Source organism: Streptomyces sp. RKAG293, from assembly GCF_023701745.1.
Classification (GTDB): Bacteria; Actinomycetota; Actinomycetes; order Streptomycetales; family Streptomycetaceae; genus Actinacidiphila.
Map to the genome: position 1 here is coordinate 4,240,561 of NZ_JAJOZB010000001.1, position 26,356 is coordinate 4,266,916.

General features: G+C 71.2%; 25 protein-coding genes and 1 pseudogene. 6 read left to right on the forward strand and 20 right to left on the reverse strand.

Going from position 1 to position 26,356, the window contains the following annotated elements; genetic code table 11:
• Nucleotides 1-2 precede the first annotated feature (2 nt).
• Nucleotides 3-346: pseudogene (locus tag LNW72_RS42090) on the forward strand (PfkB family carbohydrate kinase); the annotation flags it as partial.
• Here the strand turns inward: LNW72_RS42090 and LNW72_RS18590 are convergent.
• The gene (locus tag LNW72_RS18590) at nt 336-1,286 is read right to left on the reverse strand and encodes a carbohydrate-binding protein (protein WP_250976442.1); all 951 of its coding nucleotides are present in this window, start codon (nt 1,284-1,286) and stop codon (nt 336-338) included. The pseudogene LNW72_RS42090 and the gene LNW72_RS18590 overlap by 11 nt on opposite strands.
• Before the next feature lie 240 nt (nt 1,287-1,526).
• Here LNW72_RS18590 and LNW72_RS18595 point away from each other — a divergent pair, with 240 nt between their 5' ends.
• A complete protein-coding gene (locus tag LNW72_RS18595) occupies nt 1,527-2,570 on the forward strand; it encodes an SAM-dependent methyltransferase (RefSeq protein WP_374117411.1) in 1,044 nt (347 codons plus the stop codon).
• Between the two features lie 45 nt (nt 2,571-2,615).
• Nucleotides 2,616-3,767: an NADH-quinone oxidoreductase subunit D gene (locus tag LNW72_RS18600; protein WP_250976444.1), complete on the forward strand. Its 1,152-nt coding sequence runs from the start codon at nt 2,616-2,618 to the stop codon at nt 3,765-3,767.
• Nucleotides 3,768-3,821: 54 nt separating this feature from the next.
• Here the strand turns inward: LNW72_RS18600 and LNW72_RS18605 are convergent, their stop codons facing one another.
• From LNW72_RS18605 to LNW72_RS18620, 4 genes are all read right to left on the reverse strand, one after another.
• On the reverse strand, nt 3,822-4,826 hold the full coding sequence (locus LNW72_RS18605) for a hypothetical protein (RefSeq protein WP_250976445.1): 1,005 nt from the start codon (nt 4,824-4,826) through the stop codon (nt 3,822-3,824).
• A gap of 269 nt (nt 4,827-5,095) precedes the next feature.
• Nucleotides 5,096-6,040 carry an ABC transporter substrate-binding protein gene (locus tag LNW72_RS18610; protein WP_374117412.1) on the reverse strand — a complete coding sequence of 315 codons (945 nt, stop codon included), beginning with the start codon at nt 6,038-6,040 and terminating at the stop codon, nt 5,096-5,098.
• A 61-nt stretch (nt 6,041-6,101) separates the two neighbouring features.
• Nucleotides 6,102-6,824 (reverse strand): ABC transporter permease, encoded by a 723-nt coding sequence (locus LNW72_RS18615; protein WP_250976447.1) that lies wholly within the window; start codon nt 6,822-6,824, stop codon nt 6,102-6,104.
• Entirely contained in the window at nt 6,824-7,501 is a 678-nt protein-coding gene (locus LNW72_RS18620) for an ABC transporter permease (RefSeq protein WP_250976448.1), read from the reverse strand. The genes LNW72_RS18615 and LNW72_RS18620 overlap by 1 nt, the downstream gene beginning before the upstream one ends.
• Nucleotides 7,502-7,698: 197 nt before the next feature.
• On the opposite strand from LNW72_RS18620, the gene LNW72_RS18625 reads away from it, so the two are divergent.
• A complete protein-coding gene (locus LNW72_RS18625; protein WP_250976449.1) occupies nt 7,699-8,859 on the forward strand; it encodes a betaine/proline/choline family ABC transporter ATP-binding protein in 1,161 nt (386 codons plus the stop codon).
• A gap of 40 nt (nt 8,860-8,899) precedes the next feature.
• Here the strand turns inward: LNW72_RS18625 and LNW72_RS18630 are convergent, their stop codons facing one another.
• The 8 genes from LNW72_RS18630 to LNW72_RS18665 all read right to left on the reverse strand — a co-directional run bounded on the left by LNW72_RS18630 (nt 8,900) and on the right by LNW72_RS18665 (nt 14,435).
• Nucleotides 8,900-9,313, reverse strand: coding sequence for a rhodanese-like domain-containing protein (locus LNW72_RS18630; protein WP_250976450.1), 414 nt, complete (start codon nt 9,311-9,313; stop codon nt 8,900-8,902).
• On the reverse strand, nt 9,310-9,837 hold the full coding sequence (locus LNW72_RS18635; RefSeq protein ID WP_250976451.1) for a cysteine dioxygenase: 528 nt from the start codon (nt 9,835-9,837) through the stop codon (nt 9,310-9,312). Before LNW72_RS18635 ends, LNW72_RS18630 begins: the two co-directional genes overlap by 4 nt.
• 318 nt (nt 9,838-10,155) lie before the next feature.
• On the reverse strand, nt 10,156-10,635 hold the full coding sequence (locus LNW72_RS18640; RefSeq protein WP_250980216.1) for a DUF3180 domain-containing protein: 480 nt from the start codon (nt 10,633-10,635) through the stop codon (nt 10,156-10,158).
• Nucleotides 10,636-10,732: 97 nt separating this feature from the next.
• Entirely contained in the window at nt 10,733-11,323 is a 591-nt protein-coding gene (gene folK / locus LNW72_RS18645) for a 2-amino-4-hydroxy-6-hydroxymethyldihydropteridine diphosphokinase (protein ID WP_250976452.1), read from the reverse strand.
• The gene (folB, locus tag LNW72_RS18650) at nt 11,320-11,679 is read right to left on the reverse strand and encodes a dihydroneopterin aldolase (protein WP_250976453.1); all 360 of its coding nucleotides are present in this window, start codon (nt 11,677-11,679) and stop codon (nt 11,320-11,322) included. Before folB ends, folK begins: the two co-directional genes overlap by 4 nt.
• A gap of 281 nt (nt 11,680-11,960) precedes the next feature.
• A complete protein-coding gene (locus LNW72_RS18655; protein ID WP_250976454.1) occupies nt 11,961-12,431 on the reverse strand; it encodes a nuclear transport factor 2 family protein in 471 nt (156 codons plus the stop codon).
• Entirely contained in the window at nt 12,428-13,300 is an 873-nt protein-coding gene (folP, locus tag LNW72_RS18660) for a dihydropteroate synthase (RefSeq protein ID WP_250976455.1), read from the reverse strand. The genes LNW72_RS18655 and folP overlap by 4 nt, the downstream gene beginning before the upstream one ends.
• A gap of 28 nt (nt 13,301-13,328) precedes the next feature.
• Complete coding sequence (locus LNW72_RS18665) at nt 13,329-14,435, reverse strand: esterase family protein (protein ID WP_250976456.1); 1,107 nt, start codon at nt 14,433-14,435, stop codon at nt 13,329-13,331.
• 166 nt (nt 14,436-14,601) lie between these two features.
• Here LNW72_RS18665 and LNW72_RS18670 point away from each other — a divergent pair, with 166 nt between their 5' ends.
• The gene (locus LNW72_RS18670; protein ID WP_374117289.1) at nt 14,602-16,482 is read left to right on the forward strand and encodes a phosphatidylglycerol lysyltransferase domain-containing protein; all 1,881 of its coding nucleotides are present in this window, start codon (nt 14,602-14,604) and stop codon (nt 16,480-16,482) included.
• Nucleotides 16,483-16,562: 80 nt separating this feature from the next.
• On the opposite strand, the gene folE is transcribed toward LNW72_RS18670, so the two are convergent.
• The 6 genes from folE to dacB form a co-directional block, all read right to left on the reverse strand.
• Nucleotides 16,563-17,168 carry a GTP cyclohydrolase I FolE gene (gene folE / locus LNW72_RS18675; protein ID WP_138355881.1) on the reverse strand — a complete coding sequence of 202 codons (606 nt, stop codon included), beginning with the start codon at nt 17,166-17,168 and terminating at the stop codon, nt 16,563-16,565.
• A gap of 146 nt (nt 17,169-17,314) precedes the next feature.
• Nucleotides 17,315-19,387, reverse strand: a complete 2,073-nt coding sequence (gene ftsH, locus LNW72_RS18680; RefSeq protein WP_250976458.1) for an ATP-dependent zinc metalloprotease FtsH — start codon at nt 19,385-19,387, stop codon at nt 17,315-17,317.
• Nucleotides 19,388-19,626: 239 nt separating this feature from the next.
• Complete coding sequence (gene hpt / locus LNW72_RS18685; protein ID WP_138355918.1) at nt 19,627-20,166, reverse strand: hypoxanthine phosphoribosyltransferase; 540 nt, start codon at nt 20,164-20,166, stop codon at nt 19,627-19,629.
• Between the two features lie 35 nt (nt 20,167-20,201).
• A complete protein-coding gene (gene tilS / locus LNW72_RS18690; RefSeq protein ID WP_250976459.1) occupies nt 20,202-21,197 on the reverse strand; it encodes a tRNA lysidine(34) synthetase TilS in 996 nt (331 codons plus the stop codon).
• Between the two features lie 144 nt (nt 21,198-21,341).
• Nucleotides 21,342-22,502, reverse strand: a complete 1,161-nt coding sequence (locus LNW72_RS18695) for a zinc-dependent metalloprotease (protein WP_250976460.1) — start codon at nt 22,500-22,502, stop codon at nt 21,342-21,344.
• Between the two features lie 100 nt (nt 22,503-22,602).
• Nucleotides 22,603-24,009: a D-alanyl-D-alanine carboxypeptidase/D-alanyl-D-alanine-endopeptidase gene (gene dacB, locus LNW72_RS18700; RefSeq protein ID WP_250976461.1), complete on the reverse strand. Its 1,407-nt coding sequence runs from the start codon at nt 24,007-24,009 to the stop codon at nt 22,603-22,605.
• An 87-nt stretch (nt 24,010-24,096) separates the two neighbouring features.
• Between dacB and LNW72_RS18705 the strand changes: the two genes are divergently transcribed.
• Entirely contained in the window at nt 24,097-24,600 is a 504-nt protein-coding gene (locus LNW72_RS18705) for an inorganic diphosphatase (RefSeq protein WP_138355876.1), read from the forward strand.
• Between the two features lie 70 nt (nt 24,601-24,670).
• Here the strand turns inward: LNW72_RS18705 and LNW72_RS18710 are convergent, their stop codons facing one another.
• Entirely contained in the window at nt 24,671-26,347 is a 1,677-nt protein-coding gene (locus LNW72_RS18710; protein ID WP_250976462.1) for a threonine/serine exporter ThrE family protein, read from the reverse strand.
• Nucleotides 26,348-26,356 lie beyond the last annotated feature (9 nt).

Genomic DNA, 26,356 nt, shown 5'->3' on the forward strand with positions numbered 1-26,356 from the left:
GGGAGCCCGCCCACGCCGCCGAGGAGGCCCGCAGACGCGGTGCACGGGCCGTGGGCGGCCTCACCGGGCGCCGAGGGCGTCCTGGCGGTGACGGAGGACGCCACGTGGCGGGCGGTGCCGCCGGGCCGGCTCACGGGCAACCCGACGGGCGCCGGCGACCCGGCCGTCGCGGGACCGCTCTCCGGCCTCGTCGAGGGACTGGACCGGCCGGGCCGGCCGGCCCCGCGCGGTCGCGCTGTCCGCCGCGACCGTACCGGCGCCCGCGGCGGGCGCGTTCGACCGGGCGGCGTACGAAGAGCTGCTCGGGCGCGTCGAGGTGACGGCCGTTCCGCGCGCTACTTCTTGACCTGGCCTTCCTTCATCCACACCTGGTCGAGGTTGACGCCGCACTTGTTGCCCGGCGCGCAGGTGAGGGCAAGGGTGTTGGAACCCTTCTTCAGATCCACCCACACATAGGTGGTCGCCCACGCCTTCGACCAGTCGGCCGTACCCGTGTAGTTGTGCATGCTCATCGGGCCGGTGCGGAGCTTGCCGTTCTCACTGAGCGTGAGACCGGCGTCCTCACCGACGTTGCCGAACCTGATGAACAGCGTGTACGCACCGTCCTTCGGCACCTCGAAGGTGTACGTGGCGCTCGCGCCGACGGCGTTCAGACCGCCCACGGACGTACCGCCGGCCGCCTTCGCGCCCGGCATCGCATTCGTCTGCGCGGCGCCGCCGGACAGCGTCAGCGTGGCGGCGTCCACGACCTTGGACGCGAACTTGTCGGGGGCGCTCGCGGACTGGCTCGGCGTGACGGGAGCACTGGAGGACGGCGGGGTGGACGGCTTGTCCTTCGCGTCGTCCTTCTTGCCGCCGCCCTGCGTCATCGCGAAGCCGATGCCGATGGCGACCGCCACGACCACCGCGATTGCGCCGATCAGCAGCCCCTTGCGGTTCGGGCCCTGCGACCCGCCGCCGCTGCCGCCGCCGTGCGGCGTGTACTGCGTCTGCTGCTGCGTGTACTGGGGCGGCTGTGCCTGCTGGGGCGGCTGCTGCGCGTAGCCCTGGTCGTAGCCGGGCTGCTGCTGGGGCTGCTGCGGCGGGTAGCCGTAGCCGCCCTGCTGCGGTGGGCGGCGCTCGCCGACCCGCTGGACCTGGTTGTACGACGTGCGTGGCACGCCCGGCTGTGCCACCGTCGCGCCCTCTGGGGCCACCCCGGAACTCTCGCCCTCGCCGCCCTCGGAGCGGTAGAGGTACGCGAAGGGGTCGTCGTTCTCAGAGGCGCCGTTATTGCCGGCCGTCATCCGCTGTTCACTCCCTAATGGCACATGCCCATCGCAGCGCGGTGCACCCATGGCTCATGATCGATTAGTCCGCGGCGCGGTCACAAGGCCTGCGCTCTCGCTTCCGCGGCGTCGCGGGCGGACATGTTTGACCCACGGAACCCTACCCGGGTCAGGGGACTGCCCGCTCTGGCCTTCGACGCATCACCAGGTACTTCCGGTTCCCCTGTGACACGACGCACGTCCTACGGTGGTCCCGTGATCGACGAGGACGGCTCCGCATGGCCCGGCTGGCGGGACGCCACAGAACGCGCTCTCTACGGGCCGGGGGGCTTCTTCGTGCGGGAACGGCCCGCCGCCCACTTCCGCACCTCCGTGCACGCCTCCCCGCTCTTCGCACGGGCCGTCGCCGCCCTGCTGCTGCGGGTGGACGAGGCGCTGGGCCGGCCGGACGCGCTGGCGCTGGTCGACGTCGGCGCCGGGTCCGCCGAGCTGCTGACCGGGGTCCTGGCCGCCCTGCCGGACGAGGTGGCGGCCCGGGTCGCGCCGTACGCCGTTGAACGGTCCGCGCGCCCCGCCGGGCTCGACGACCGCATCCACTGGGCCGCCACCCCGCCGCGGGGCGTGCGGGGACTGCTGTTCGCCAACGAATGGCTCGACGACATCCCGGTCGACATCGCCGAGACCGACGAGGCGGGCGAGCCCCGCTACGTCCTCGTCCGCCCCGCGGACGGCCGGGAGCGCCCCGGCGGGCCGCTGAGCGCCCAGGACGCGGCCTGGCTGCGGCGCTGGTGGCCGATCGCCGGGACGCCCGGCGCCCGCGCCGAGATCGGGCTCCCCCGCGACGCCGCCTGGGCGGCGGCCGCCGGATCGCTGGACGCCGGGCTCGCCGTCGCCGTCGACTACGCGCACGAACGGGCCGCGCGGCCCCCGTACGGCACCCTCACCGGCTTCCGCGACGGCCGCGAGGTGCCGCCGGTGCCGGACGGCTCCTGCGACCTCACCTCGCACGTCGCGCTGGACGCCGTCGGTGGCGGCGCCCCCCTCGTCACCCAGCGCGCCGCCCTGCGCGCCCTCGGCGTCTCCGGGGCCCGCCCGCCGCTCGCCCTGGCCTCCACGGACCCCCGCGGCTATCTGCGCGGTCTCGCCGCCGCGGGCGAGGCGGCCGAGCTCATCGACCCCGGCGGCCTCGGCGCCTTCCGCTGGCTCGCCACCCCCGTCGGCGACGCCTGCCACGGCCTGCTTCCGACGGGGCCGGAGACGGGTCCGGCGACGGGGTCGGGGACGCGTCCGGCCGGGGACTGACGCAACCGGCCGCCCGCAAGCGGGGTTGGAGGGCGGGCTGACAGAATGCCGTCCATGACGGAGACCACGATCGGCATCGGCGGCCAGGCCGAGGGCACCGACATGGTGCTGAACATCGGCCCGCAGCACCCCTCCACGCACGGAGTGCTGCGGTTGCGGATCGTGCTGGACGGCGAGCGGATCATCACGGCGGAACCCGTCGTCGGGTACATGCACCGCGGCGCGGAGAAGCTGTTCGAGGCGCGGGACTACCGCCAGATCATCATGCTGGCCAACCGTCACGACTGGCTGTCGGCGTTCTCCAACGAGCTGGGCGTCGTCATGGCCGTCGAGCGGATGCTGGGCATGGAGGTCCCGGAGCGCGCGGTGTGGACCCGTACCCTCCTCGCCGAGCTGAACCGGGTGCTCAACCACCTGATGTTCCTCGGCTCGTACCCCCTGGAACTGGGCGGCATCACCGCCGTCTTCTACGCGTTCCGGGAACGCGAGGAACTGCAGAACGTCATGGAGGAGATCTCCGGCGGCCGCATGCACTACATGTTCAACCGGGTCGGCGGCCTCAAGGAGGACCTGCCGAACGGCTGGCTCGGCCGCGCCCGGCACGCCGTCGCGCAGGTCAGGTCCCGGATGGGCCGCTTCGACGACCTGGTGCTCGGCAACGAGATCTTCCGCGGCCGCACCCGCGGTGTCGGCACGCTGTCCGCCGAGGCGGTGCACGGCTTCGGCGTCAGCGGGCCGATCGCCCGCGCCTCGGGCGTGGACTTCGACCTGCGCCGCGACGAGCCGTACCTGGCGTACGCGGAGCTGCAGGACACCCTGGAGGTCGTCACCCGCACGGAGGGCGACTGCCTGGCCCGCTTCGAGGTGCTGCTCGCGCAGACCCACAACGCACTGGACCTGGCGGACGCCTGCCTGGACCGGCTCGGCGAACTGCCGCAGGGCCCGATCAACCAGCGGCTGCCGAAGGTGCTGAAGGCGCCGGAGGGCCACACGTACGCGTGGACCGAGAACCCGCTGGGGCTGAACGGCTACTACCTGGTCTCCAAGGGCGAGAAGACCCCGTACCGGCTCAAGCTGCGCTCGGCGTCGTACAACAACATCCAGGCGCTGACGGTGCTGCTGCCCGGCACCCTGCTCGCGGACATGGTGGCGATCCTGGGCTCGATGTTCTTCGTCGTCGGGGACGTCGACAAGTAGCTCGACACGTAGCTCGGCGAGTGGCCGGCGCGGGGCCGGCGGCCGGGCCGGGCGTCAGGACGAGTGCGCGCGCAGGCCGCTGACGTCGATCTGCTCGGTCTCGTCGTGCTCGGTGAGATCGATGACCTCGGCCGCGAGCTGCGCCTCGTGCTCCGCGTACGCCTCCTCGCCGACGACGTCCGCGAGGTCCTCCCCCGCGGCGCCGGGCTTCTGGGTGCCGAAGAAGTCGAAGCCGCCGAGCGCGCGGCTGGCGGACCCGCCGGCGCGGTGCGGCTGCGCGTAGGGCAGTACGGCGGCGGCCACGGCCGGGACGAGGCGGTGCTCGCGGATCGGCAGGCTGGCAGCGGTCCTGGGGCCCGTGGAGTCCGGGCGGGTGTGCGTCGTGGCCGGCTCGGCGGCCTCGGCCGCCGCGTGCCGTCCCTGCGGTTCGTCGTCGCCGTTGCCCGCGCTGTCGGCGGCCGCCGCGTCACGGCGCCTGGCCTCCTCGACGGTGCGCAGGGCCTGCTGGCGGGCGGCGTTGCGGCCGAGGTTGAGGAGCGCCTCGTCCGCCTTCTTGAACGCGGCCGGGCCGACGGGTGAGGAGGTGATGGCCAGCGGAGCCTTGGCGGCTTCCAGCGCGAGCTGGCGGCGGCCTTCGAGGGCGCGGGCCCGCTCGCTCTCGGCGGTGGCGTAACGGCGGAGCAGATCGGCGTGTTCGGTGCGCAGCCGGGCCAGCTCGGCGCGCTTGGCGCTGAGCTTGGTGTCCAGTCGCACGCGCAGCTCGCGGGACTCGTCGAGGTCCGTTTCGAGCTCGGCTATGCGCTCGTCGGCGTGCCATTCGTCACGGGCGCGGGCGGTGGTGAGGTCGGCGACCCGGCGGCCGGCGGCCCGGTCCCAGGTGCGTGCCATGACCGCGCCGCCGCAGGCGGCCGCCGCGGCTGCCGCGACGACCGCGCGCAGCACCATCGGATCGGAACTGATCCAGGCGGCGGCGACACAGGCCACCGCGGACCCGGCCAGCGTCAGCGGGGGCAGCAGCCGGTGCAGCGGGGGGGAATGGCGGTGGCGTCCTCGTGGCATGGCTCGAAACTAGCGTGCGACGGGGACGCGTGGGGCCTGGGGTCCGATTTATCGCCGTCTCCCCGGCAATGGATGCCGCGATGAATACGGAGGGCATCCGGATCGACACCATGTGTTTCCGCAATGCCCTCCGCAGCCCGCCCCGACCCGGCTATGGATCTTGGCGCCGCCGGCCGGCCCGATGTCGGGCCGGCCGGCGGCGCCGGACCTCGGGCCGGAGCCCTCTGCCCTTTGGCCTGAGCCGCGTCAGCTCTTTGGCTTCAGCCCCGTCAGCCCGTGATCAGACCCTTCGACTTCAGATACGCGGCGGCGACATCAGCCGGCTTCTGGCGCTCCGCGTCGACCTTCTGGTTGAGGTCGGTGAGATCGGCGGTGGTGAGTGCCTTGGTGAGCTTTCCGAGGACGGTGGCGATATCGGCGGAGCCGGCGTCCTTGGCATTCACCACGGGAAGCAGGTTGTCCGCGTTCTGCAGCTTCTTGTCGTCCTCCAGGAGCACCAGGTTGAACTGGTCGAGCGTGGCGTCCGTGGTCGTGGTCAGCACCAGCTGGTCGGTGCCGTCCTTGACGGCCTGCTTGGACTGCACGGTGCCGACGCCCTTGGGGTCGATACCGGTGATGTTGATGCCGTACTTGCTCTTCAGGCCCGGCGAGCAGAAGGGCCGGTCCGGGCATTCGTCGCCGGCCGCCAGCTTGACCGCGACCTTGGCGGCACCGAGGTCGCTGAGGGTCTTCAGCTTGTGCTCGGCGGCGAAGTCCTTGTTGACGGCGAAGGCGTTCTGGTCGATGGCGGGACCGGCGTCGAGGACCTTCAGGCCCTTGGGCTCGGCGAAGGTGGTGAGTGCCTTCACCGTGGCCGTCACATCGGCGGAGGCCACCGGGGCGGCCTTCGGACCGTTCGCCTTGGTGTTGAAGTATTCGGCGAGCGTCGCCGCGTACTCGGGAACGATGTCGATCTGGCCCTTCTCCAGGGCCGGTTCATAAAGCTCGCGGTTCTTCAGCGTCTGTACAGAGGTGGAGTAACCGGCGTTCTTGAGGACCTGCGCGTAGAGCTCGGCGAGCACCGTGCTCTCGGTGAATCCGGCGGAGCCGATCACCAGCGCGCCCTTCTTCTCCCCGGACGACGGGGAGGCGGTGTCGGAGCCGGACTTCTCCAGGCTGTCGCCGCCGCAGCCGGTGACGCCGGTGAGGAGCAGTGCGGCGGCAGCGGCCACCATCGTGACGCGCAGCGTCGGGTTCATCGGTTCTCCATCCACAGTGCAAGGAAAGGCATGACGGTCAGGGTGTCGCGGGGGTCGCGGGAGCCGGGGCGGGGACGACGCTGCCGGTCCGGGAGCGGCGACGGCGCCGCATCGGGTCGAGCAACCACTGCAGCGCGATGAAGATTCCCTCGATCAGCAGGGCCAGTCCTGCCACCAGGACCGCTCCCGCCACCACCTGCGCGGTGATCTGCCGGTTGAAGCCGGCCGTGATGATCCGGCCGAGGCCGCCGCCGCCCGCCATGGCGGCGATGGTCGCGGTGGCCACCACCTGGACGGCGGCGGACCGCACACCCGTCCAGATCAGCGGAAAGGCCAGCGGCAGCTCGATGCGGAACATCAGCTGACTGCCCGTCATCCCCATGCCGCGGGCGGCCTCGACGACATCGCGGTCGGCCTCGCGCATGCCGACGTAGGCGTTGGTCATCAGCGGCGGCACGGCGAACAGCACCAGCGCGATGATGGTCGGCCAGTCGGTGTCCGAGCCCATCGCGAACATCAGCAGGACGAGGATCGCGAACGTGGGCACCGCGCGGCCCACGTTGGAGATGTTCACCGCGAGCGCCCCGCCCTTGCCGAGGTGGCCGAGGACGATGGCGATCGGCAGGGCGATCAGACAGGCCAGCGCCAGGCAGACGACGGTGAAGTAGACATGCTCGCCCAGCCGGTGCCACACACCGTCCGTACCGTGCCAGTTGGCGCTGTCGTTCAGCCAGTCCCAGGCTCCGGATACCGCGTTCATCAGGCCGCCTTCCTGCTCCGCGCCCACGGGGTGAGCAGCCACTGCACACCCAGCAGCAGCACGTCGGCCACGATGGCGATGGCCACGCAGATCACCGAGGCGGCGAGCACCTGCGCCTTGAAGATGGTGTCGATCCCGGTGTAGATGAGGTTGCCGAGGCCGCCGTAGTTGATGATCGCGCCGACCGTGGTCAGCGCCACCGTCGAGACGGTGGCGATCCGCAGGCCGGCCATCAGCGCGGGCAGCGACAGCGGCAGCTCCACGGCGAACAGCAGCCGCAGCGGCCCGTACCCCATCCCGCGGGCGGCCTCTCGGACGTCCTCCGGAACGGATTCCAGGCCGGCCATGATGTTGCGCACCAGAATCGTCAGGGAGTAGAGCACCAGGCCGGTGATGACGACCGCCGGGGAGATGCCGAAGACCGGCAGCAGCAGCGAGAACATGGCCAGCGAGGGCACCGTGTACAGCACGGTGGCCAGCCCGAGCACGGGGCCCGCCAGGGGCCGCCAGCGCCGCGCGACCAACGCCACCGGGAACGCGATGAGCAGCCCGATGGCCACCGACACCGCTGTGATCCACAGGTGCTGGACGGTGGCATCGGTCAGCTCATGACTGCGCGTGCGCAGGTATTCACCGCAGATCCAGTCGTTGGATACCAGACAGTTCCGCTTCGCCATGCCCCTCACCTCCCCCGCTCCGGTCCGTACATTCGTCCGACAACAGCCCTGCGGTCGGCACGTGGCCCGACCCTATCCGGCGGGTACGACAATCAGGCCGGCCCGCCCCACAGCTGCAATACTCCCGCCACAATTCCGGGCCGGAACTCGGGGAGAGTACGGTCGTAAGAACCCGTCAGTGAGGATTCCAGGCACCGATGATCCGATTCGAGAACGTCACCAAGCGGTACCCGGACGGCACGACCGCCGTCGACGACCTGTCGTTCGAGGTCGCGGAAGGGGAACTGGTCACGCTGGTGGGGCCGTCCGGCTGCGGCAAGACGACGACCATGAAGATGGTCAACCGGCTCATCGAACCGACCTCGGGACGGATCCTGGTGGACGGCGAGGACATCGCCTCCATCGACCCCGTGAAGCTGCGCCGCCGGATCGGCTACGTCATCCAGCAGGTCGGCCTGTTCCCGCACAAGTCCGTGCTGGAGAACACCGCGACCGTGCCCGCGCTGCTCGGCTGGAAGCGCGCCAGGGCCAGGGAGCGCGCCGCCGAACTCCTCGACCTCGTCGGCCTGGACCCGTCCGTCTACGGCGACCGCTACCCCGACCAGCTCTCCGGCGGCCAGCGGCAGCGCGTCGGAGTGGCGCGCGCACTGGCCGCCGACCCGCCGGTGCTGCTGATGGACGAGCCGTTCGGCGCCGTCGACCCCGTGGTGCGCGAGCGGCTCCAGTCGGAGTTCCTGAAGCTGCAGGCCACCGTCCGCAAGACCGTGCTCTTCGTGACGCACGACATAGAGGAGGCGGTCCGGCTCGGTGACCGCATCGCGGTCTACGGCGAGGGCCGTGTCGAGCAGTACGACACACCCGCCACCGTGCTCGGCGCGCCCGCCACCCCGTACGTCGCCGACTTCGTCGGCGCCGACCGGGGGCTCAAGCGGCTGTCGGTGACGGAGATCCAGCCCGCCGACCTGGAGCAGCCGCCGACCGTACGGCTCGACGACCCGGTGGAGACCGCTGCCGCCCGGATGCGCGCGGAAGGCTCCCGCTGGGCGGTCGTCCTGGGCGAGGGCGGCGCGCTGCACGGCTGGATCACCGTCGAGTCGCTGCTCGGCAAGGGCTCCACGGTCCGTGACCACGCCCGCCGCATGGAGGCGTGGGTGCCGATCGGCGCGACGCTCAAGCAGGCGTTCAGCGCCATGCTGCAGTACGACGCGGGGTGGATCGCCGTCGTCGACGGCGATCACTTCCTCGGCGTGCTGACCCCGGCGCGGCTGCACGAGGCGCTGCGCCGCTCGATCGACGCGGACGCGCACGGCGCGGACCGCGCCGACGTCACGATCGAGTCGATCGAACGGGCCGGCTAGAAGAACTGGAAGAAACGTTCATGTTCCCGCCGGACGGGCCTCAGGGCCGCTCCGGCGGGATCACCGGCAGTCCGGCGGCGCGCCACGCCTGGAACCCGCCGTCCAGGTCGGTGGCGCGGTGCAGGCCCAGGTCCTGCAGCGAGGCCGCGGCGAGGCTGGACGCGTAGCCCTCGTTGCAGATCACCACGACCGTCAGATCGTGCCCGGTCGCCTCCGGCAGTCTGTGGTCCCCGAGCGGGTCGAGCCGCCATTCCAGTTCGTTGCGCTCCACGACGAGCGCGCCGGGGATGAGCCCGTCCCGGTCGCGCAGCGCCGCGTAGCGGATGTCGACGAGGACCGCGCCGTTCGCGGCGGCCTCGGCGGCGGCCGGTGCGTCGAGGCGCTCCAGCCGGGTCCTGACGCGCTCCAGATGGTCGTCGATGCTGCGGGCGGTGCGGGCAGTGGGCTCGGTCACCAGGTCTCCGGGTGTTCCACGACGTCGAGCCGCAGGGTGCGGCCGTCGCGGAGGTAGCGGCGGATCAGCGGCAGGGGCGGGTAATAGGCGTGCACGGAGATGGCGTGCCGCTCGGCGGAGCGGTTCACGACCTGGTGCACATGGTTGCGGCCGAAGGCGCGGCCCTTGCCGGCCGGCAGGGCGCGGGTCCGGTCCAGGCCCTCCGCCAGTTCCAGCGAGCGCCAGCCCTCGGACGGCAGCGGCACCGACAGGGACTCCTCGGTCAGCTCGCCGCCCGCGGTCACGAAGGCGCCGTACGAGCCGCCGTGGTCGTGCCAGCCGGTCTCGGTGCCGGGCGGCCAGCCCAGCAGCCACGCTTCGGCGCCGCCGGGCCCCTCCAGCCGGATCCAGGTGCGGTCCAGCGGGTCGAGCGCGAGCTGGGCGACCTTCTCCGGGTCGGAGGCGATGGAGCGGACGAAGTCGAGCAGCTCGGCCGCCGTCGGCGCGGGAGCGGCAGCGGGAGCAGGGGCAGGTTCTGACAGCACGGCCGTGACGGGAGACGCGACGACGGCCACGGAAGGTGCCGCGGAAGGGGATGCGGAAACAAAGGCTGGTGCGGACAACGGGACCACCCTGGAGGGAGGCGCCGGCACGGCGCCGCACCGACCGGGAAACGGACGGCGGCGGCAGGCTACGACGCGGAGGTGAGCGGGGAGGCGGGGTTCAGCGTGAACCCGGACACACGCAGCCCGCGTACCGGACGAGGTCCAGGTGCACTCGCCGGTGAAGTCGCCGTCCGATACCACTCACATCGAAGACTGAATCACGCCATCCTCAAGACGGTCAACATTTGAGCTCGCGTCTCAGATGCCGGGCGCGGTGTCTTCCGGATCCTCCGGGAGCTTGCAGACCCGCTCCAGGAAGATCGCGGCGGCGACGACCGCGAGGCCGGCCAGCACCGCGAAGCCCGCGTAGACCGCCTGGTCCCGGCGCGGCGGGACGTCGAACTGGTACATCAGCAGGAAGGCGCCGGTGCCGCCGTACATCCCGGCGACCAGCGAGGCGACCAGCGCGCTCGCCTGGCCGAAGACCACCGCGCGCGCCGCCAGCAGCGGGTCGACGCCCTTGGCGCCGGGCACGCGGTCGCGCTGCGCGCGCAGCCGGGTCCGCAGCGACAGGGCGGTCGCGGTGAGCACCACCGCGATCAGCGCGAGCACGATGGGCGCGGCCAGCGGGACGCTCGGCAGGGTGCCGAGCGAGTCCCACAGCTTGGCGCCGGCCCAGGACAGCACCCCCGCCACCGCGAACAGCCCCAGCAGCGTTCTGATGCGCAGCGCCTTCACCGAGTGTTCGCCCCTCACATGGTTCATCTGCTGGTTGTGGTCCTGCTGGTGGTGCGGTCGGTGCCGGTGGCGCCCGCCGTGCCCGACCGCTTAACGCTTATTCGGGCAGCCTGAGTTCCACATCACCGCGGGCCTGCACGCCGGCGTCGCCGACCGCTGCGAGCAACTCTGCCACCTCGCCGTGTCCTGGGAGCTCCGCCGACGGGTCCACATCGTGCCAGGGCGCGAGAACGAAGGCCCGCTGGTGCGCGCGCGGGTGCGGCAGCGTCAGGTCGGGATCCTCCGAGACGATGCCCTGGTAGGCAACGATGTCGACGTCGATGGTGCGCGGGCCCCAGCGCTCGCTGCGCACCCGCAGGAACGCCTCCTCGATCGCCTGGCCGCGTTCCAGCAGGGAGGACGGCGGCAGGGTGGTCTTCACCAGCACCACCGCGTTGAAGTAGTTGGCCTGGCTGCCGGGCTCGACACCCCACGGCTCGGTCTCGTAGACCGGCGAGATCGCCTTGACGCGCACGCCCGGGGTGTCCTCCAGGGCGTCGATGGCACCCTGCAGGGTCTCCAGCCGGTTGCCGAGGTTGCTGCCCAGTGCGATCACGGCCCGCTGGGGGTTGTGCAGCGTCGTGTCGGCGGCGTCGACCTGCGCCACCACGGACGGGTGGACAGGCTGCACGGTGGGGTCGGAACTCACGGGCGCCTCCGGGTGATGGTGATGGTCACGTCGTCGAACGGAACGGTGATCGGGGCGTCCGGCTTGTGCACCGTGACCTCGACCTCCTGGACCGCCTCGTGCTTGAGGCACTGGTCGGCGACGCGCTGGGCGAGGGTCTCGATCAGGTCGACCGGCTCGCCCTTGACGACATCCACGACCTCTTCGGCCACCACGCCGTAGTGGACGGTCTTGGTCAGGTCGTCCCCGGCCGCGGCAGGAGCCGTGTCCAGGCCGAGCACCAGGTCCACGACGAAGGTCTGGCCCTCCTCGCGCTCCCTGGGAAACACGCCGTGGTTACCGCGGGCCTTGAGGCCGCGCAGCGTGACACGATCCACGAGATCACTCCTGCTGATTGTTCGGACGGACGGGCCGGGTCCCGCCATGTGTACGGGCCCGCCCGGAATCGAATCTACCCGCGACTACCGACAGCACGTGCCGACGGGTTGTCCGGGGCCGGTCCGGCGCAGGTCAGAGCGGGCGGACTCCAGCCCTTTACCCATCAGCCGGTCCGCTACCCGTCCGTCGTCGGATTCTTGGCGCGAACGGGTGACGAGGTCGCCAACACGGCCGGATCGCGGGCCGGGTGGGTGAACGCGGGGTGGTCGCAGGGTGTGGTTCAGGCGCCGGGTCCCGCGGTGTCCTCAGCGTCGTCGTCACCGTCGGCGAGCACCGGCGACCCGTGGTGCACCCACAGCCGCCAGCCCTCCGGTGTGCGCCGGAACACATTGGTGGCGACCACCAGAGCGCCGACCAGGGTGCCCGCCGAGCCGTCCTCCTCGGCCGGTCCGCCGGTCAGGATGTTCTCCGTACAGGTGACCAGGGCCGTGTCGCCGTCGACCGCGACCTCGACATCGGTCAGGAAGAACTGGATGTACTCGGTGTTCGCCATGATCAGCGCGTAGGAGCGCATCACCTCGCCGCGCCCGCGCAGCACCGGCCACCCCGGGTGCACCACGGAGACCGTCTCGGCCAGCGGCCCGGTCAGGACGATCTCCTCCAGCGCATCCAGGTCCGAGGTCTCGACCGCGTCGTAGAACGCCTGGTTCGCCTCCTCGACCTTCGCGGCCTCCGCCGTACGAGGCGTCACGCGGCACCCGCCGCGCCCGCCGCGCCTTCGATGGCCCGCGAGACCCGCACCGCGTCCGCGCTGGCGTGCACCTCGTGCACCCGTACCGCCCAGGCGCCCTCACGGGCGGCGATCGCGGAGACCGCGGCGGTCGCCGCGTCGCGCTCCCTGGCCGGCGGCGGATCCCCGGCCGATCCGGCCAGCACCCGCCCCAGGAACCGCTTCCGGGACGCGGCCACCAGCAGAGGGCGGCCCAGCTCGCGCAGTCGGCCGAGGTGCGCCATCAGCGCCAGGTCGTGCTCGGCGTTCTTCGCGAAGCCCAGGCCCGGATCGAGGATGATCCGCCCCGGGTCGATGCCGCCGGCGACCGCGCGCTCGCAGCCCTCGCGCAGCTCGGCGACGACCTCGGCGACCACGTCCCCGTAGACCGCCCGGTTGTTCATGTCGATGCTCTGCCCGCGCCAGTGCATGACGACGAACGGCACCCCCGCGTCGGCGACCACCGGGATCATCGCGGGGTCGGCGCCACCACCGCTCACGTCGTTGACCAGCCGCGCACCGGCCGCGACCGCCTGCCCGGCGACCGCGGCGCGCATCGTGTCCACGCTGACCAGCACCCCCGCGGCGGCCAGCTCCCGCACCACCGGGATCACCCGGCGCAGCTCCTCGGCCTCCGAGACCCGCGCCGCCCCGGGCCGGGTCGACTCCCCGCCGACGTCCACGATGTCCGCGCCGGACGCCACGAGGTCCATACCGTGCTTGACGGCCAGTTCCGGGTCGAACCACTGGCCGCCGTCGGAGAAGGAGTCCGGCGTGACGTTCACCACGCCCATGACCGCGCAGCGGTCCCACTCAGGAAGACCGTCCACGAAGCCCCGCAGCGTATTCATACGCCCAGCGTAGGCGCTGGCCGGTCGACTACTGGTCGCTGAGCCGGCCGCTCAACCACTCCAGGGCGGGCGGGATCTCCCGGCCCCAGGTGTTGAAGTTGTGGCCGCCGCTCTCCAGGATGATCGACGACATGTGGATCGGCGCCTTCGCGTCGCCGATCAGCTTCAGCGTCTCCCGGTAGTTCGGCTCGCCCTTCTTGCTGCTGGTCACCAGGAGGTTCACCGGCGGGTGCGGCAGGTTCTTCAGCCGCCACGGCAGGTTGTTCTGGAGTTCGAGCTTCTTGTCGCCGCCGAACAGGTCGCCGGTCGTCCGGTCGCGCGGCGCCTTGTAGTCGGCGGACAGGCCGACGGCGGTCGAGTACGCCTCGGGGTGCCGCATCGTGAGCTTCAGGGCGCAGTAGCCGCCCGTGGAGTCGCCCATGATCCCCCAGTTCCGGGCGTTGGTGCCGACCCGGAAGTGGCCGGACACGGCCGCGCGCAGATCCTTGGTGAAGAAGGTCTCCGTCTGGGGGCCGCCCGGGATGTCCATGCACTCGGTGTCCCGTGGCGGGGCCACCGTCGGCCGCATCATGATCAGTATGGTCGGCTTGGCCTTGCCGTCCAGGACCTGCTGGTGGGCGATCGACGGGTACTTCATCTTCTTGAAGAGCGCCTCGGCGGTGCCCGGGTACCCGGTGAGGATCACGGACGCCGGAAACCTGCGCTTGGCGTCCTGGAAGTACTCGGGCGGCAGATAGACGTACGCCGGGGTGGTGATGTCGGACGCACCGCCCTGGAACACCACCTTCTGGATCTGGCCGCCGACCTTCGGCACCGAACCACCGGGCACGTTGACGTACTTGTGCCCGACCACCTGCAGCTGGTTCGCGGCTCCCGAGTGGTTGACGACGACGCCCGGCTCGGACTCCTGTCCGAACAGGTCGGCCCAGGAGGCGTAGAAGCCGAACGAGTAGTTGGCGGCGAGACCGAGCGCCGCGATCATCGACAACTGGGTGAAGAGCATCATGCCGACCCGCCCCAGCACCGCCGGGAGGCTGCGCTTGGACAGCCGCGGCCAGAGCCATACGGTGGCCACGAACAGCACTACCGCGGCTATGACCGCCAGCAGTAGAACCTTCTTACTGGTGAGACCCATGTCGAGTGACGTACTTTCCTGTCCGCGGCCCGGTTCCGGCTCCTTCTGACGGAACCTAAGGGCCTTTCTTCGCGTCCTAGAGGGCGCAAATTGTTCATTAACGAGAGCTGTTTGCGGAACATATCCCGCAATGTTGGGGCTTGGTGACCCATGTCTGTACAGGTAGATGGAGAACTCGGCTTCCGGGTTCCCTGGGCAGGTGCCCGTGTCTACTGATCGCGCAAACGCCGGCACGCGGCGTCCGCGGTTCCTCCGCTCCTCCTCCGTCCCCTCGGTCGTCGGTACCGCCGGGGCCGTGGTGGGGCTGCTCGACGTCGTCTCCGGCGTGTTCCCCGGTTTCCGCAACGGCCGGATGCACCACATGGCGATGGTCTTCCCCGGCACCATGAGTTCCCTCGCGGCGGCCGGGTCGGTGGTCACCGGCATCCTGCTGCTGATGCTGGCTCATGGCCTCAAACGCGGGAAGGTGCGCGCCTGGTGGGCGGCGGTGCTGCTGCTGCCGACCGGGGCGGCGACCCAGCTGGTCTACCGGCACTCGGGGGTCGGCGCGATCGTCTCGCTGGGACTGTTCGCGCTGCTGATCGTCCACCGGGCGCAGTTCAACGCGCTGTCGGACCCGCGCACCCGCTGGCGGGCCGCGGCCAACTTCGTGCTGCTCAGCGTCGTCGCCCTCGCGCTGGGGCTGCTGATCGTCAGCGCCCACCCCCGCGTCGAGATGGGCGATCCCAGCCTGATCGAGCGACTGCAGCACGTGCTGTACGGGCTTTTCGGTTTCGAGGGCCCGGTGAGCTATACGAGTGACCGGGCCTCGGATGTCGTGGCCTACTCGCTCGGCGGGCTCGGCTTCCTGATCGCCGGAACCACCGCGTATCTGATCCTGCGTCCGGCACGGCCGGTCGCCGAGCTCAGCGGCGCCGACGAGGACCAGCTGCGCGAGCTGCTGGCCAAGCACGGCGCCCGCGACTCCCTCGGCCACTTCGCACTGCGCCGCGACAAGAGCGTGGTGTTCTCACCGAGCGGCAAGGCCGCCGTCTGCTACCGGGTGGTGTCCGGGGTGATGCTCGCCAGCGGCGACCCCATCGGGGACGTCGAGGCCTGGCCGGGCGCCATCGAGCGCTTCATGGAACTGGCCCGCGCGCACGCCTGGATCCCGGCGGTCATGGGCTGCAGCGAGACCGGCGGCGAGGTCTGGACCCGCGAGACGGGCCTGGACGCGCTGGAACTGGGCGACGAGGCGATCGTCCGCACCAGCGCCTTCACCCTGCAGGGCCGCGCGATGCGCAACGTCCGGCAGATGGTCAAGCGCATCGAACGGTCCGGCTACACCTGCAAGGTGCGCCGGGTCCGTGAGCTGTCCGACGCCGAGCGCGACCAGGTCCGCCAGGCCGCCGACGCCTGGCGCGGTACGGACACCGAGCGCGGCTTCTCCATGGCACTGGGCCGGTTCGGCGACGTCGAGGACGGCGACTGCGTGGTCGTCACCGCCCACAAGGAGCGGGAGGACGGCGTCGAGTCGCCGCTGGGCGACCTGCGGGCCGTGCTGCACTTCGTCCCCTGGGGCAAGGACGGCATGTCCCTGGAGCTCATGCGGCGCGACCGCAGCGCCGACCCGGGGCTCAACGAGCTGCTGATCGTCGAGGCACTGCAGCACGCTCCGGAGCTCGGCGTCGAGAACGTCTCGCTCAACTTCGCGATGTTCCGCTCGGCGCTCGCCCGCGGTGAGCGGATCGGGGCGGGGCCGGTACTGCGCGGCTGGCGGGGACTGCTGGTCTTCCTGTCGCGCTGGTTCCAGATCGAGTCGCTGTACAAGTTCAACGCGAAGTTCCAGCCGGAGTGGGTGCCGCGGTTCCTGGTGTTCCGCAACTCCCGGGACCTCCCCCGGATCGGCTTCGCCGCCATGCAGGCGGAGGGCTTCGTCACCCTGTCGCTGCCACTGCCGGACGCGCTCCAGCGGTTCCTGCCGGGCCGGGCCAAGCGGGCCGCGCACAGCGCGCCCTGCTACGCCAACAGCTCGGAGCCGGAGCGGGTGGTCAAGAGCGTCGCCTGACCGCTCGGTGACCACGGGTCACGACGAAGCGGCCGGCCCCCTGTCATCAGGGGGCCGGCCGCTTCTTTCGGTCGGTGGTCTCAGCGGCCGATGATCAGGCTCATCGCCTCGGAGCGGGTCGCGGAGTCCCGCAGCTGGCCGCGCACCGCCGAGGTGATGGTCTTCGCGCCCTGCTTGCGCACCCCGCGCATCGTCATGCACATGTGCTCGCACTCGATGACGACGATCACGCCGCGCGGCTCCAGGATGCGCATCAGCGAGTCGGCGATCTGCGTGGTGAGCCGCTCCTGGACCTGCGGACGGCGGGCGAACACATCGACCAGCCGGGCGAGCTTCGACAGCCCGGTGATCTTGCCGCTGGCGGCCGGGATGTAGCCGACGTGCGCGACACCGACGAACGGCACCAGGTGGTGCTCACAGCTGGACATCACCTCGATGTCCTTCACCAGCACCATCTCGTCGTGCCCGAGGTCGAACGTCGTCGTCAGGACGTCCTCCGGCTCCTGCCAGAGGCCGGCGAATATCTCCTTGTACGCGCGGGCCACCCGGCTCGGCGTCTCCCGCAGGCCCTCCCGGTCCGGGTCCTCGCCGACCGCGATGAGGAGCTCGCGCACAGCGGCCTCGGCGCGCTTCTCGTCGAACTCACCGATGGCCCCCTCGCCATCCAGCGTCACCGGGTCGGTCATCTGTGCCTCGTTCCTCGTACGGACCTGCGGATCCTGATGTGCGGGCGAAAGCGGAAGGCCGCGCCCCCAAGGCTAAAACCCTGGGGACGCGGCCTGCATTCCGGGACCACCTTCGCCGGCCGGCTGACGCCGACCGTTTCCGGTGGTCAGCTGTCGGTACCGCTGCCCGAGTCCTCGGGAAGCTCCACCGTTTCGGTGGCCTTCTCGATGGCCGGGGTGGCGGTGCTGCTGCCGTTGGCGGACTGGCTGCCGTTGGTGAGCGCCAGCTCCTTCGGCGAGAGCACCGGCGGGCGGGTCGACGGCGTACGCCGCGAGGACCCGGTCCACGCCGGACGCGGCGGGCGCCTGACGATGGCCTTGAAGATCTCGGCGATCTCCTCCTTGTTCAGCGTCTCCCTCTCCAGGAGCGCCAGAACCAGGTTGTCGAGAACGTCGCGGTTCTCGACCAGGATCTCCCACGCCTCGTTGTGCGCGGTCTCGATGAGCTTCTTGACCTCTTCGTCGACCAGCCCGGCGACCTCTTCCGAGTAGTCGCGCTGGTGACCCATGTCACGGCCCAGGAACGGCTCCGCGTTGTCCGAGCCGAACTTGATCGCGCCGAGCCGCTCGGTCATCCCGTACTGGGTGACCATCGCGCGCGCCGTCGCGGTCGCCTTCTCGATGTCGTTCGAAGCGCCGGTGGTCGGGTCGTGGAAGACCAGTTCCTCCGCCGCCCGGCCGCCCATCATGTAGGCGAGCTGGTCGAGCATCTCGTTGCGGGTCGTCGAGTACTTGTCCTCGTCCGGCAGGACCATCGTGTAACCGAGGGCCCGGCCGCGGGAGAGGATCGTGATCTTGTGCACCGGGTCGCTGTTCGGAGAAGCCGCGGCGACCAGGGCGTGTCCGCCCTCGTGGTACGCGGTGATCTTCTTCTCCTTCTCGGACATGATCCGGGTCCGCTTCTGCGGTCCGGCCACGACCCGGTCGATCGCCTCGTCGAGGGTCTCGTTGTCGAGCAGCTTGCGGTCCCCGCGGGCCGTCAGGAGCGCGGCCTCGTTGAGCACGTTCGCCAGGTCCGCGCCGGTGAAACCGGGGGTGCGGCGAGCGACGGCCCGGAGGTCGACGTTCGGAGCGACCGGCTTGCCCTTGGCGTGGACGTTGAGGATCTCCAGCCGGCCCATGAGGTCGGGGCGGTCCACGGCGATCTGCCGGTCGAAGCGGCCCGGGCGCAGCAGCGCCGGGTCCAGGATGTCCGGCCGGTTCGTGGCGGCGATCAGGATGACGCCGCCCTTCACGTCGAAGCCGTCCATCTCGACGAGCAGCTGGTTGAGCGTCTGCTCGCGCTCGTCGTGACCGCCGCCCATACCGGCACCGCGGTGCCGGCCGACGGCGTCGATCTCGTCGACGAAGACGATCGCCGGAGCGTTCGCCTTGGCCTGCTCGAACAGGTCACGGACACGCGAGGCGCCGACACCCACGAACATCTCGACGAAGTCGGAGCCGGAGATCGAGTAGAACGGCACGCCGGCCTCACCCGCGACGGCGCGGGCCAGCAGGGTCTTACCGGTACCGGGCGGCCCGTAGAGCAGCACGCCCTTGGGGATCTTGGCGCCGACGGCCTGGAACTTCGCCGGCTCCTGCAGGAACTCCTTGATCTCGTGGAGTTCCTCGACCGCCTCGTCCGCCCCGGCCACATCCGCGAACGTGGTCTTGGGGGTGTCCTTGGTGATCAGCTTGGCCTTGGACTTCCCGAACTGCATGACGCGGGATCCGCCGCCCTGCATCTGGTTCATCAGGAAGAGGAAGACCACGACGATCAGCACGAACGGCAGCAGCGACAGCAGAATGCTGACGAACGCGTTCTGCTTGGACGGCGAGACGGTGTAGCCGTCGGGCAGGGTGCCCGTGCTCGTGTCGCCGTCGACCTTCTTCTGGAGATCAGCCGCGATGGCGGTGCTCTGGTCGGCGCTGACGTAGCTCGCCTTGAGCTTGGTGCCCAGGTCCTTACCGCCGACCTTGGCACCGTCGACGAGCTCGACCTTGATCATCTGCTCGTCGCCGGTGGTGATCTCCGCCGACTTGAGAATGTTGTCCTTGCTGTGGATCGCTTGCACGACCTGGCCGGTGTCCACCGTCTTGTAGCCGCCGGAGGAGCCGACGACCTGCATGAGGACGACCACGGCGATGACAGCCAGCACGATCCACATGACTGGCCCACGGAAATAGCGCTTGACGTCCATCCATGCGGGGCGCGGACGCCCCGTCCCTCCTGCCACAGTGAGGCAGCGCGGCTCGATGGCCGCGCGCACATCCGGTGTATGACCCGACCTTCGGACGGTACCTCAGCATTGTCCACCGAGGCGGCCGCCAACCGTTAACAATCCCGGCTTCCCCTGCTCCAACGGCGGGAAACGGTGCGGGGTTCCCCGTTGTCGGCACGGGCTGCGCCGAACGGGGACATCCTCGGACGAACGGGGCGTCAGCCGCCGTATACGTGCGGGGCGAGTGTTCCGACAAATGGGAGATTGCGGTACTTCTCGTTGAAATCGAGTCCGTAACCGACGACGAATTCATTGGGAATGTCGAAGCCGGTGTACTTCACATCGATCTCGACCTTGGCCGCCTCGGGCTTGCGCAGCAGCGTGCAGACCTCCAGGGAGGCCGGGCCGCGCGAGCCGAGGTTGCTGATCAGCCAGGACAGCGTCAGACCGGAGTCGATGATGTCCTCGACGATCAGCACGTCACGGCCGGCGATGTCGGTGTCGAGGTCCTTGAGGATGCGGACGACGCCCGAGGACTTCGTGCCGGCGCCGTAGGAGGACACCGCCATCCAGTCCATCGTCACGTTGGTGGACAGCGCGCGTGCCAGGTCCGCCATGACCATCACCGCGCCCTTGAGCACGCCGACGATCAGCAGGTCCTTCCCGGCGTAGTCCTTGTCGATCTTCGCGGCAAGCTCGATCAGCTTGGCGTCGATCTCTTCCTTGGTGATGAGCACCTTTTCGAGATCGGTGCCCATGTCGTTCTCGTTCACCTGTTTTGGTTCCTCAAGGTCTACGACGGTGAGAAGAACAGTCTGCCATTGCGCCGACGGGCCTCGACGCCGCCCGGCAGGTTGAGACCTTTCTGCCCCCGCCAGTCGGTGACCAGCCGGTCGACCTCCTCGATATGGCGGGCGAACAGGAATCCGGGCGGGGAACCGGCGGCGATGACCGCACGGCGCAGGATCCGGCGGCGGACGGCGGCCGGCAGGACGTACAGCCGGTCCGCGTCCAGGGCGCCGTCGCCGTCGGCAACATCACGTTCCGCGGTGGCCGCCCACTGGTCCAGGGCGTCGGCGTCGTCACGGGAGAGCTGGGCGGTGCGGGCCAGTGCCTCGATGACGCCCTTGCCGAGGGACTTCTCCAGCACCGGCAGCGCCTCGTGGCGGACCCGGGAGCGGGTGTACGCCGGGTCGTGGTTGTGCGGGTCCTCCCACACGTCGATGCCCTGGGCCAGGCAGCCCTTGCGGACGGTGTCCCGGTCGAGGAGCAGGAACGGGCGGCGGTAGCGGCCGCCGGCGCCCGACACGGCGGCCATCCCGGACAGCGAGCGGGTGCCGGAGCCGCGGGCGAGGCCGAGCAGCACCGTTTCCGCCTGGTCGTCACGGGTGTGGCCGAGCAGGACGGCGGCGGCGCCGCGGGCGTCGGCGGTGGCGTCCAGCGCGCCGTAGCGGGCGTCACGGGCGGCGGCTTCGGGTCCGCCCTGGCGGCCGACGGTGACACCGACGGCGTCCACGGGGTCGAGCCCGAGGCCGCGCAGGCGCGCGGCGACTTCGAGGGCCCGGCCGGTCGAGCCGGGCTGCAGCCCGTGGTCGACGGTGACGGCCCCGGCGCGCACGCCGAGCTTGGGGGCCTCGAACGCGAGAGCCGCGGCGAGCGCCATGGAGTCGGCGCCTCCGCTGCAGGCGGCGAGGACGAGCGGGTTGGGGGCGGGGGTGGCGATGAGGACGTCGTGAAGTACGCGGCGGACCGCCAGGCGTATCGCGGCGACCGTGGGGTGGGGACCCATGTCCGGTTCCCTCCTATGGAGGCTGTGAGGGTGATAACGCAAAGTAGCTAGATGGTGACAGAAGCTGGGGCAGTACCCGAGCATCGCACGCCTTACCCTGCGCTTACGGTCCCTCGGACGGGTGAACCGGGAGGCGTCGGGTGGTCACGAATCGCTACGGCGGTGCACCCTTGCGACCCAGTCCGCCGGTTTGGCGATCTCCGACTTCGTCGGGAGCGTGTTGGGCGACGTCCAGACGCGGTTGAAGCCGTCCATGCCCACTTCGTCCACGACGGCGCGCACGAAACGCTCGCCGTCCTTGTACTGGCGCAGCTTCGCGTCCAGCCCCAGCACCTTGCGCAGCACCTGGTCCATGCGGCCCGCGCCGCTGGCGCGGCGCTGCTGGAACTTCTCCCGGATCTCGGCGACGGACGCCACGACGTCGGGGCCGACGCCGTCCATCACGTAGTCCGCGTGGCCCTCGAGCAGCGACATGACGGCGGTCAGCCGGGCGAGGATCTCCCGCTGGGCGGGGGTCTGGACGAGATCGACGAGGCTGCGGCCCTCGTCGGCCTCGTCCTCCTCCTTCGCGCCGCCACCGGCGGCGAAGGACTGGGCGGCCTCCCGGAAGCGGTCGATGACGGTGGAGGCGTCCATCTCGGTCTCGCCGAGGAAGGATTGGATCTCGCCCTCGATGTGGTCGCGCAGCCACGGCACGGCGGTGAACTGCGTGCGGTGCGTCTCCTCGTGCAGGCACACCCACAGCCGGAAGTCGTGCGGGTCCACGTCGAGTTCCCGCTCGACGTGCACGATGTTCGGCGCGACGAGCAGCAGGCGGCCCGCGCGGGGCTCCCCCGGGCCGGGGACGACGGGGCCGGCCGGCAGCTCGCGGGTGGCCGGGGCGAAGGTCTCGTACTGGCCGAGCACCCGGGACGCCAGGAACGACAGCAGCATCCCGACCTCGACGCCGGTCACCTTGCCGCCGACCGTGCCCAGCGCCATGCCGCCGATGCCGCCGGGGCGGCGGTCCTGCATCTTGCCCAGCAGCGGCTTGAGGATCTCCCGGAAGCCGGCGACGTTCGCCTTCACCCAGCCGACCCGGTCCACGATCAGCACCGGCGTGCCGTTCGTCTGGGCTTCGGCGTCCCCGTACATGCGGGTGAACGCGCGCACGTGTTCCTCCGAGGAGCGCGCGTGCTTGCGCAACTCGGCCACGATCGCCCGCGCCTCGTCCCCGCTGACCTCAGGTCCCGGCCGCATCAACCGCTGTGCGGTCGCCACTGCGAGATTCCAGTCGACCATCTCGGCACCACCGATGCTCGTCATGCCTTCACGGTACGTTGCCGCTCCCGCTTTGGGGGTCGGATAACGCCCGGGGTCCGGAGGCGCGGCCGGGACGGGGGCTGAGAAGGGGCTGAGGCGGGGCTCAGCAGCCGCAGGCGGCGAGGGCGGACGCCAGCCGGTCCAGGGCGGATTGGGCCGCTGTCGCGGACGTGGTGCCCTGGGTGAGGAACGCGAAGGTGAGCAGCCGGCCGTCGGCGGCGACGACGGTGCCGGTGATGGCGTTGACGCCGGTGAGGGTGCCGGTCTTGGCGCGGATCAGGCCGGCTCCGGAGGCGGGGCCGCCGCGGAAGCGGTCGGACAGGGTGCCGGAGAAACCGGCGACCGGCAGACCGGTGAGGATCGGCCGCAGTTGGGGGTGCCGGGGTGACGCGGCCAGCGCGAGGAGCCGCGCGAGTTGTTCCGCGGACAGCGCGTCGGCACGGTTGAGGCCGCTGCCGTCGGTGAACTTCGCCCCGGCCAGCGGCAGGCCGAGCCGGCCCAGCGCCGCGGTGACGGCCTGCTGGGCGCCGCTGAAGCTCGCGGGCAGGTGCGCGGCGATCGCGGTCTGCCGGGCGAGGGCCTCCGCGATGTCGTTGTCGCTGTTGGTCAGCATCCGTTCGACGAGCGCGGACAGCGGCACGGACGCGGCCGTGGCGAGCCGCGTGCCGGCCGCGGCGCCGGGTGTGCCGGCGGGGGTGCCCGTCACCTTGATGCCACGCGCCCGGAGCAGCTTCGCAAAGGTGGTGGCGGTGTCGGCGGCCGGGTCGGTGGAGCGGTCGGCGGGGCCATGGTCGCTCGTGTCGAGGCGCCCCTCGTTGAGCATCAGTGAGGTGACCGGCGCGATGTTCTCGTTGCGGCCTATCGGATGCTGGACGGGTCCTGAGTAGAGCGAGAGGTCGTAGCCGAGCGACGTGGCGGTGGTGCCGCGCGCGGTGAGGGCACGGGCGGTGTCGTCGGCCAGGGTGCGCAGCGCGGCTGCGGTGAGGGTGGGGTCCCCGCCGCCCACGAGCACGGTGGTGTGCGGCCCGGTGGCCAGCACGGTCGTGGATATTCGGTGGTCGGGGCCGAGGACCGACAGCGCGGCGGCGGCCGTCGCGATCTTTATCGTCGAGGCCGGCACGGACGGGGTCGCGGCGCCGGAGCCGTACAGCAGCTTGCCGGTGGCCGCGTCGATGACGGCGCCGGTGCGCAGCGGACCGAGGGCCGGGTCGCGCAGCAGCGGGGCGAGCCGGGCCGCAAGCGCCTGCTGGGTGGGGAGCGTCGCCGGGTCGGTGGCGGGCGCGGTGAGCACCCTGGCGGCGGGCGGGGCCGCGGCCTCGGCGGCCGGCCCCGGGCGGGACCCGGGGACGGTGCGGCCGTCCGGCTGGTGACCCCGGGAGGCGGCCGCCGCCCGCTCCGCCGTACGCTGGCCCGACTCCCACGGTCCGGCCACGGCCACCGCCGCGAAGGAAACGGTCAGTCCGACTGCGGCCGACCCCGCCACTACCTGCCATGTTCTGGCGTCCGGCACCCCCGACCAGCCCCTTTCGCGACCACACACCTGCGTGGGAGACACTTAACCACCAGAAGTATGTGCTGATCATGGAGGAGTAGGGCCTTGGAGTTCGACGTCACGATCGAGATCCCGAAGGGTTCCCGGAACAAGTACGAGGTGGACCACGAGACCGGTCGTATCCGCTTGGACCGCCGGCTCTTCACCTCGACCAGTTACCCGGCCGACTACGGCTTTGTCGAGAACACCCTCGGCGAGGACGGCGACCCGCTGGACGCGCTGGTCATCCTCGATGAGCCGACGTTCCCCGGCTGCCTCATCAAGTGCCGCGCCGTCGGTATGTTCCGTATGACCGACGAGGCGGGCGGCGATGACAAGCTGCTGTGCGTGCCGGCGTCCGACCCGCGTGTGGAGCACCTGCGTGACATCCATCACGTGTCGGAGTTCGACCGCCTGGAGATCCAGCACTTCTTCGAGGTCTACAAGGACCTGGAGCCCGGCAAGTCCGTCGAGGGCGCCAACTGGGTCGGCCGCATCGAGGCCGAGGCCGAGATCGAGGCGTCGTACAAGCGCCTGAAGGACTCGGGTCAGACCTTCCACAGCCACTGACACGCAGACCTGCCGGACGCCGGGCGGGCCCTTCACGGGCCGGCCCGGCGTTCGCGCGTTCCACCGCCGCTCAGAAGCCCCTGGTGCGCTTGGCCGCGCGGCGCCGGGCCGGGTCGGCGGAGCCCGGGGTCTTGAGGAACATGCGGGCGATCTCCCCGCCGAGGTTCACACCGATGGCGACGGCGAGCGCGAGCGCCGCGGCCTTCGTCAGGGAGGCGAACCCCTCGGCCGTGTGGTTCTGGGTGAAGGCGAGCAGCCCGAAGTACGTCGCGGAGCCGGGCAGCAGCGGGCCGATCGCGGCCGTGACGTACGGCAGGACCGACGCGTACCGGTAGCGGGCCATCAGCTGGCCGAAGAGGCCGACCAGGCCCGCGGCGGCCGCGGTGGCGACGACCGGGTTGGCGCCGAGCTGCTGGTGGAGCACCCCGTAGACCGTCCAGGCGACACCGCCGTTGAGCATGGCGAGCAGCAGCACACCGCGCTCGCACTGCAGCAGCACCGCGAAGGCCAGGGTGAGGGACATCGCGGACAGCAGCTGCACCCAGGGGTGGTCGTAGGCGCGCAGCGCCTGCTCCGGGTCGAAGTCGGCGCCCAGCCGCACTCCCGCGTAGAGCACGATCGTCACGCCGAAGACGATGCCGACGACGAGGTACATGACCTCCAGCAGGCGCGCGGACGCGGTGATGTAGAACCCCGTCAGGCCGTCCTGGACACCGGCCACCAGGGCCCGTCCCGGCAGCAGCGTGAAGAGTCCACCGGTGATCACCGCGGACGCCTGGAGGTCGGTGGCGCCCGGCAGGTGGTCGGCGTAGAGGTTGACGACGATGCCCATCGCGGCGGCCGGCATCGCGGCGGCGGCGAACTGGTAGAACTCCGGCAGCCCGCGCCCGGCGCACAGCCAGGCCAGCCGGTCGCCGAGCATCGCGGCCAGCGCCGCCGCGAAGAAGATCAGCGGACCACCGCCGACCAGGATGCTCGCCGAGCCGGCCAGCAGCCCGGCGGCGCCGGTGAGCACCCAGCCGCTGTACGGGTGCCGGTTGCGGCGGATGGTGGCGAGCCGGCCGTAGGAGTCCTCCAGCGTCGCCTCGTGCGCGGTGATGTCGTCCACGAGCTGGAAGACGGCCGCCAGCCGTGTGTAGTCGGTGCCCCGGCGGCGCACGGTGCGGCTCGCGCTGACCGGCGGCTCGACGAGGGACGGCTGGTACGAGATGCCCAGCAGCGTGAACGTGACGGTGGGTTCCACGCGGGCCAGGCCGTAGGCGTGCGCGACGCCGAACATCGCCGCTTCGACGTCCTCCGCGCCCTCGCCGCCGGCGAGCAGCAGCTCGCCGATACGCAGGGTGAGGTCGAGCACGCGGGGCACCGGCGGGCCGGCCTCCGGCTTGTCCGCGGGCAGCTCGGGCACCGGACGCTCGGTGACGGGCATCCGGACCAGCTCGCGCATCCGGTCCTGCCAGGGGACGACGCCCTTGGTGAGCCGTATGACGGGGATCCCGTCGGGGGGCGTGAACGCGTTCCCCGCTCCGCTGGTGCCGGCGCCGTAGGCGGCGGAGGAGGCGGAGGAGGCGGGCGCGGTGAAGGCGGAACCCTCCGCCTCGGGCCCGGCCGGCAGCTCCACCCCGGTCGGCGCGGCGAACTCCGAGGTCGTCGAACTGTCGGATTCCGGGGCAGGCGGCAGCGGTACGCCCACGGGCGGGGTGAACTCCGACCGCGATTCGTCCGAGTCCGGCTTCTCTTCGTCCGACACGTTGACCGA

Excerpts from the sequence above, each read along its gene's own strand:
- LNW72_RS18590 (WP_250976442.1), bottom strand. The coding sequence starts at position 1,286 with ATGACGGCCGGCAATAACGGCGCCTCTGAGAACGACGACCCCTTCGCG.
- LNW72_RS18600 (WP_250976444.1), top strand. The coding sequence starts at position 2,616 with ATGCCGTCCATGACGGAGACCACGATCGGCATCGGCGGCCAGGCCGAG.
- LNW72_RS18605 (WP_250976445.1), bottom strand. The coding sequence starts at position 4,826 with ATGCCACGAGGACGCCACCGCCATTCCCCCCCGCTGCACCGGCTGCTG.
- LNW72_RS18610 (WP_374117412.1), bottom strand. The coding sequence starts at position 6,040 with ATGGTGGCCGCTGCCGCCGCACTGCTCCTCACCGGCGTCACCGGCTGC.
- LNW72_RS18615 (WP_250976447.1), bottom strand. The coding sequence starts at position 6,824 with ATGAACGCGGTATCCGGAGCCTGGGACTGGCTGAACGACAGCGCCAAC.
- LNW72_RS18620 (WP_250976448.1), bottom strand. The coding sequence starts at position 7,501 with ATGGCGAAGCGGAACTGTCTGGTATCCAACGACTGGATCTGCGGTGAA.
- LNW72_RS18625 (WP_250976449.1), top strand. The coding sequence starts at position 7,699 with ATGATCCGATTCGAGAACGTCACCAAGCGGTACCCGGACGGCACGACC.
- folP (WP_250976455.1), bottom strand. The coding sequence starts at position 13,300 with ATGAATACGCTGCGGGGCTTCGTGGACGGTCTTCCTGAGTGGGACCGC.
- LNW72_RS18665 (WP_250976456.1), bottom strand. The coding sequence starts at position 14,435 with ATGGGTCTCACCAGTAAGAAGGTTCTACTGCTGGCGGTCATAGCCGCG.
- LNW72_RS18670 (WP_374117289.1), top strand. The coding sequence starts at position 14,602 with ATGGAGAACTCGGCTTCCGGGTTCCCTGGGCAGGTGCCCGTGTCTACT.
- folE (WP_138355881.1), bottom strand. The coding sequence starts at position 17,168 with ATGACCGACCCGGTGACGCTGGATGGCGAGGGGGCCATCGGTGAGTTC.
- ftsH (WP_250976458.1), bottom strand. The coding sequence starts at position 19,387 with ATGGACGTCAAGCGCTATTTCCGTGGGCCAGTCATGTGGATCGTGCTG.
- hpt (WP_138355918.1), bottom strand. The coding sequence starts at position 20,166 with ATGGGCACCGATCTCGAAAAGGTGCTCATCACCAAGGAAGAGATCGAC.
- tilS (WP_250976459.1), bottom strand. The coding sequence starts at position 21,197 with ATGGGTCCCCACCCCACGGTCGCCGCGATACGCCTGGCGGTCCGCCGC.
- LNW72_RS18695 (WP_250976460.1), bottom strand. The coding sequence starts at position 22,502 with ATGACGAGCATCGGTGGTGCCGAGATGGTCGACTGGAATCTCGCAGTG.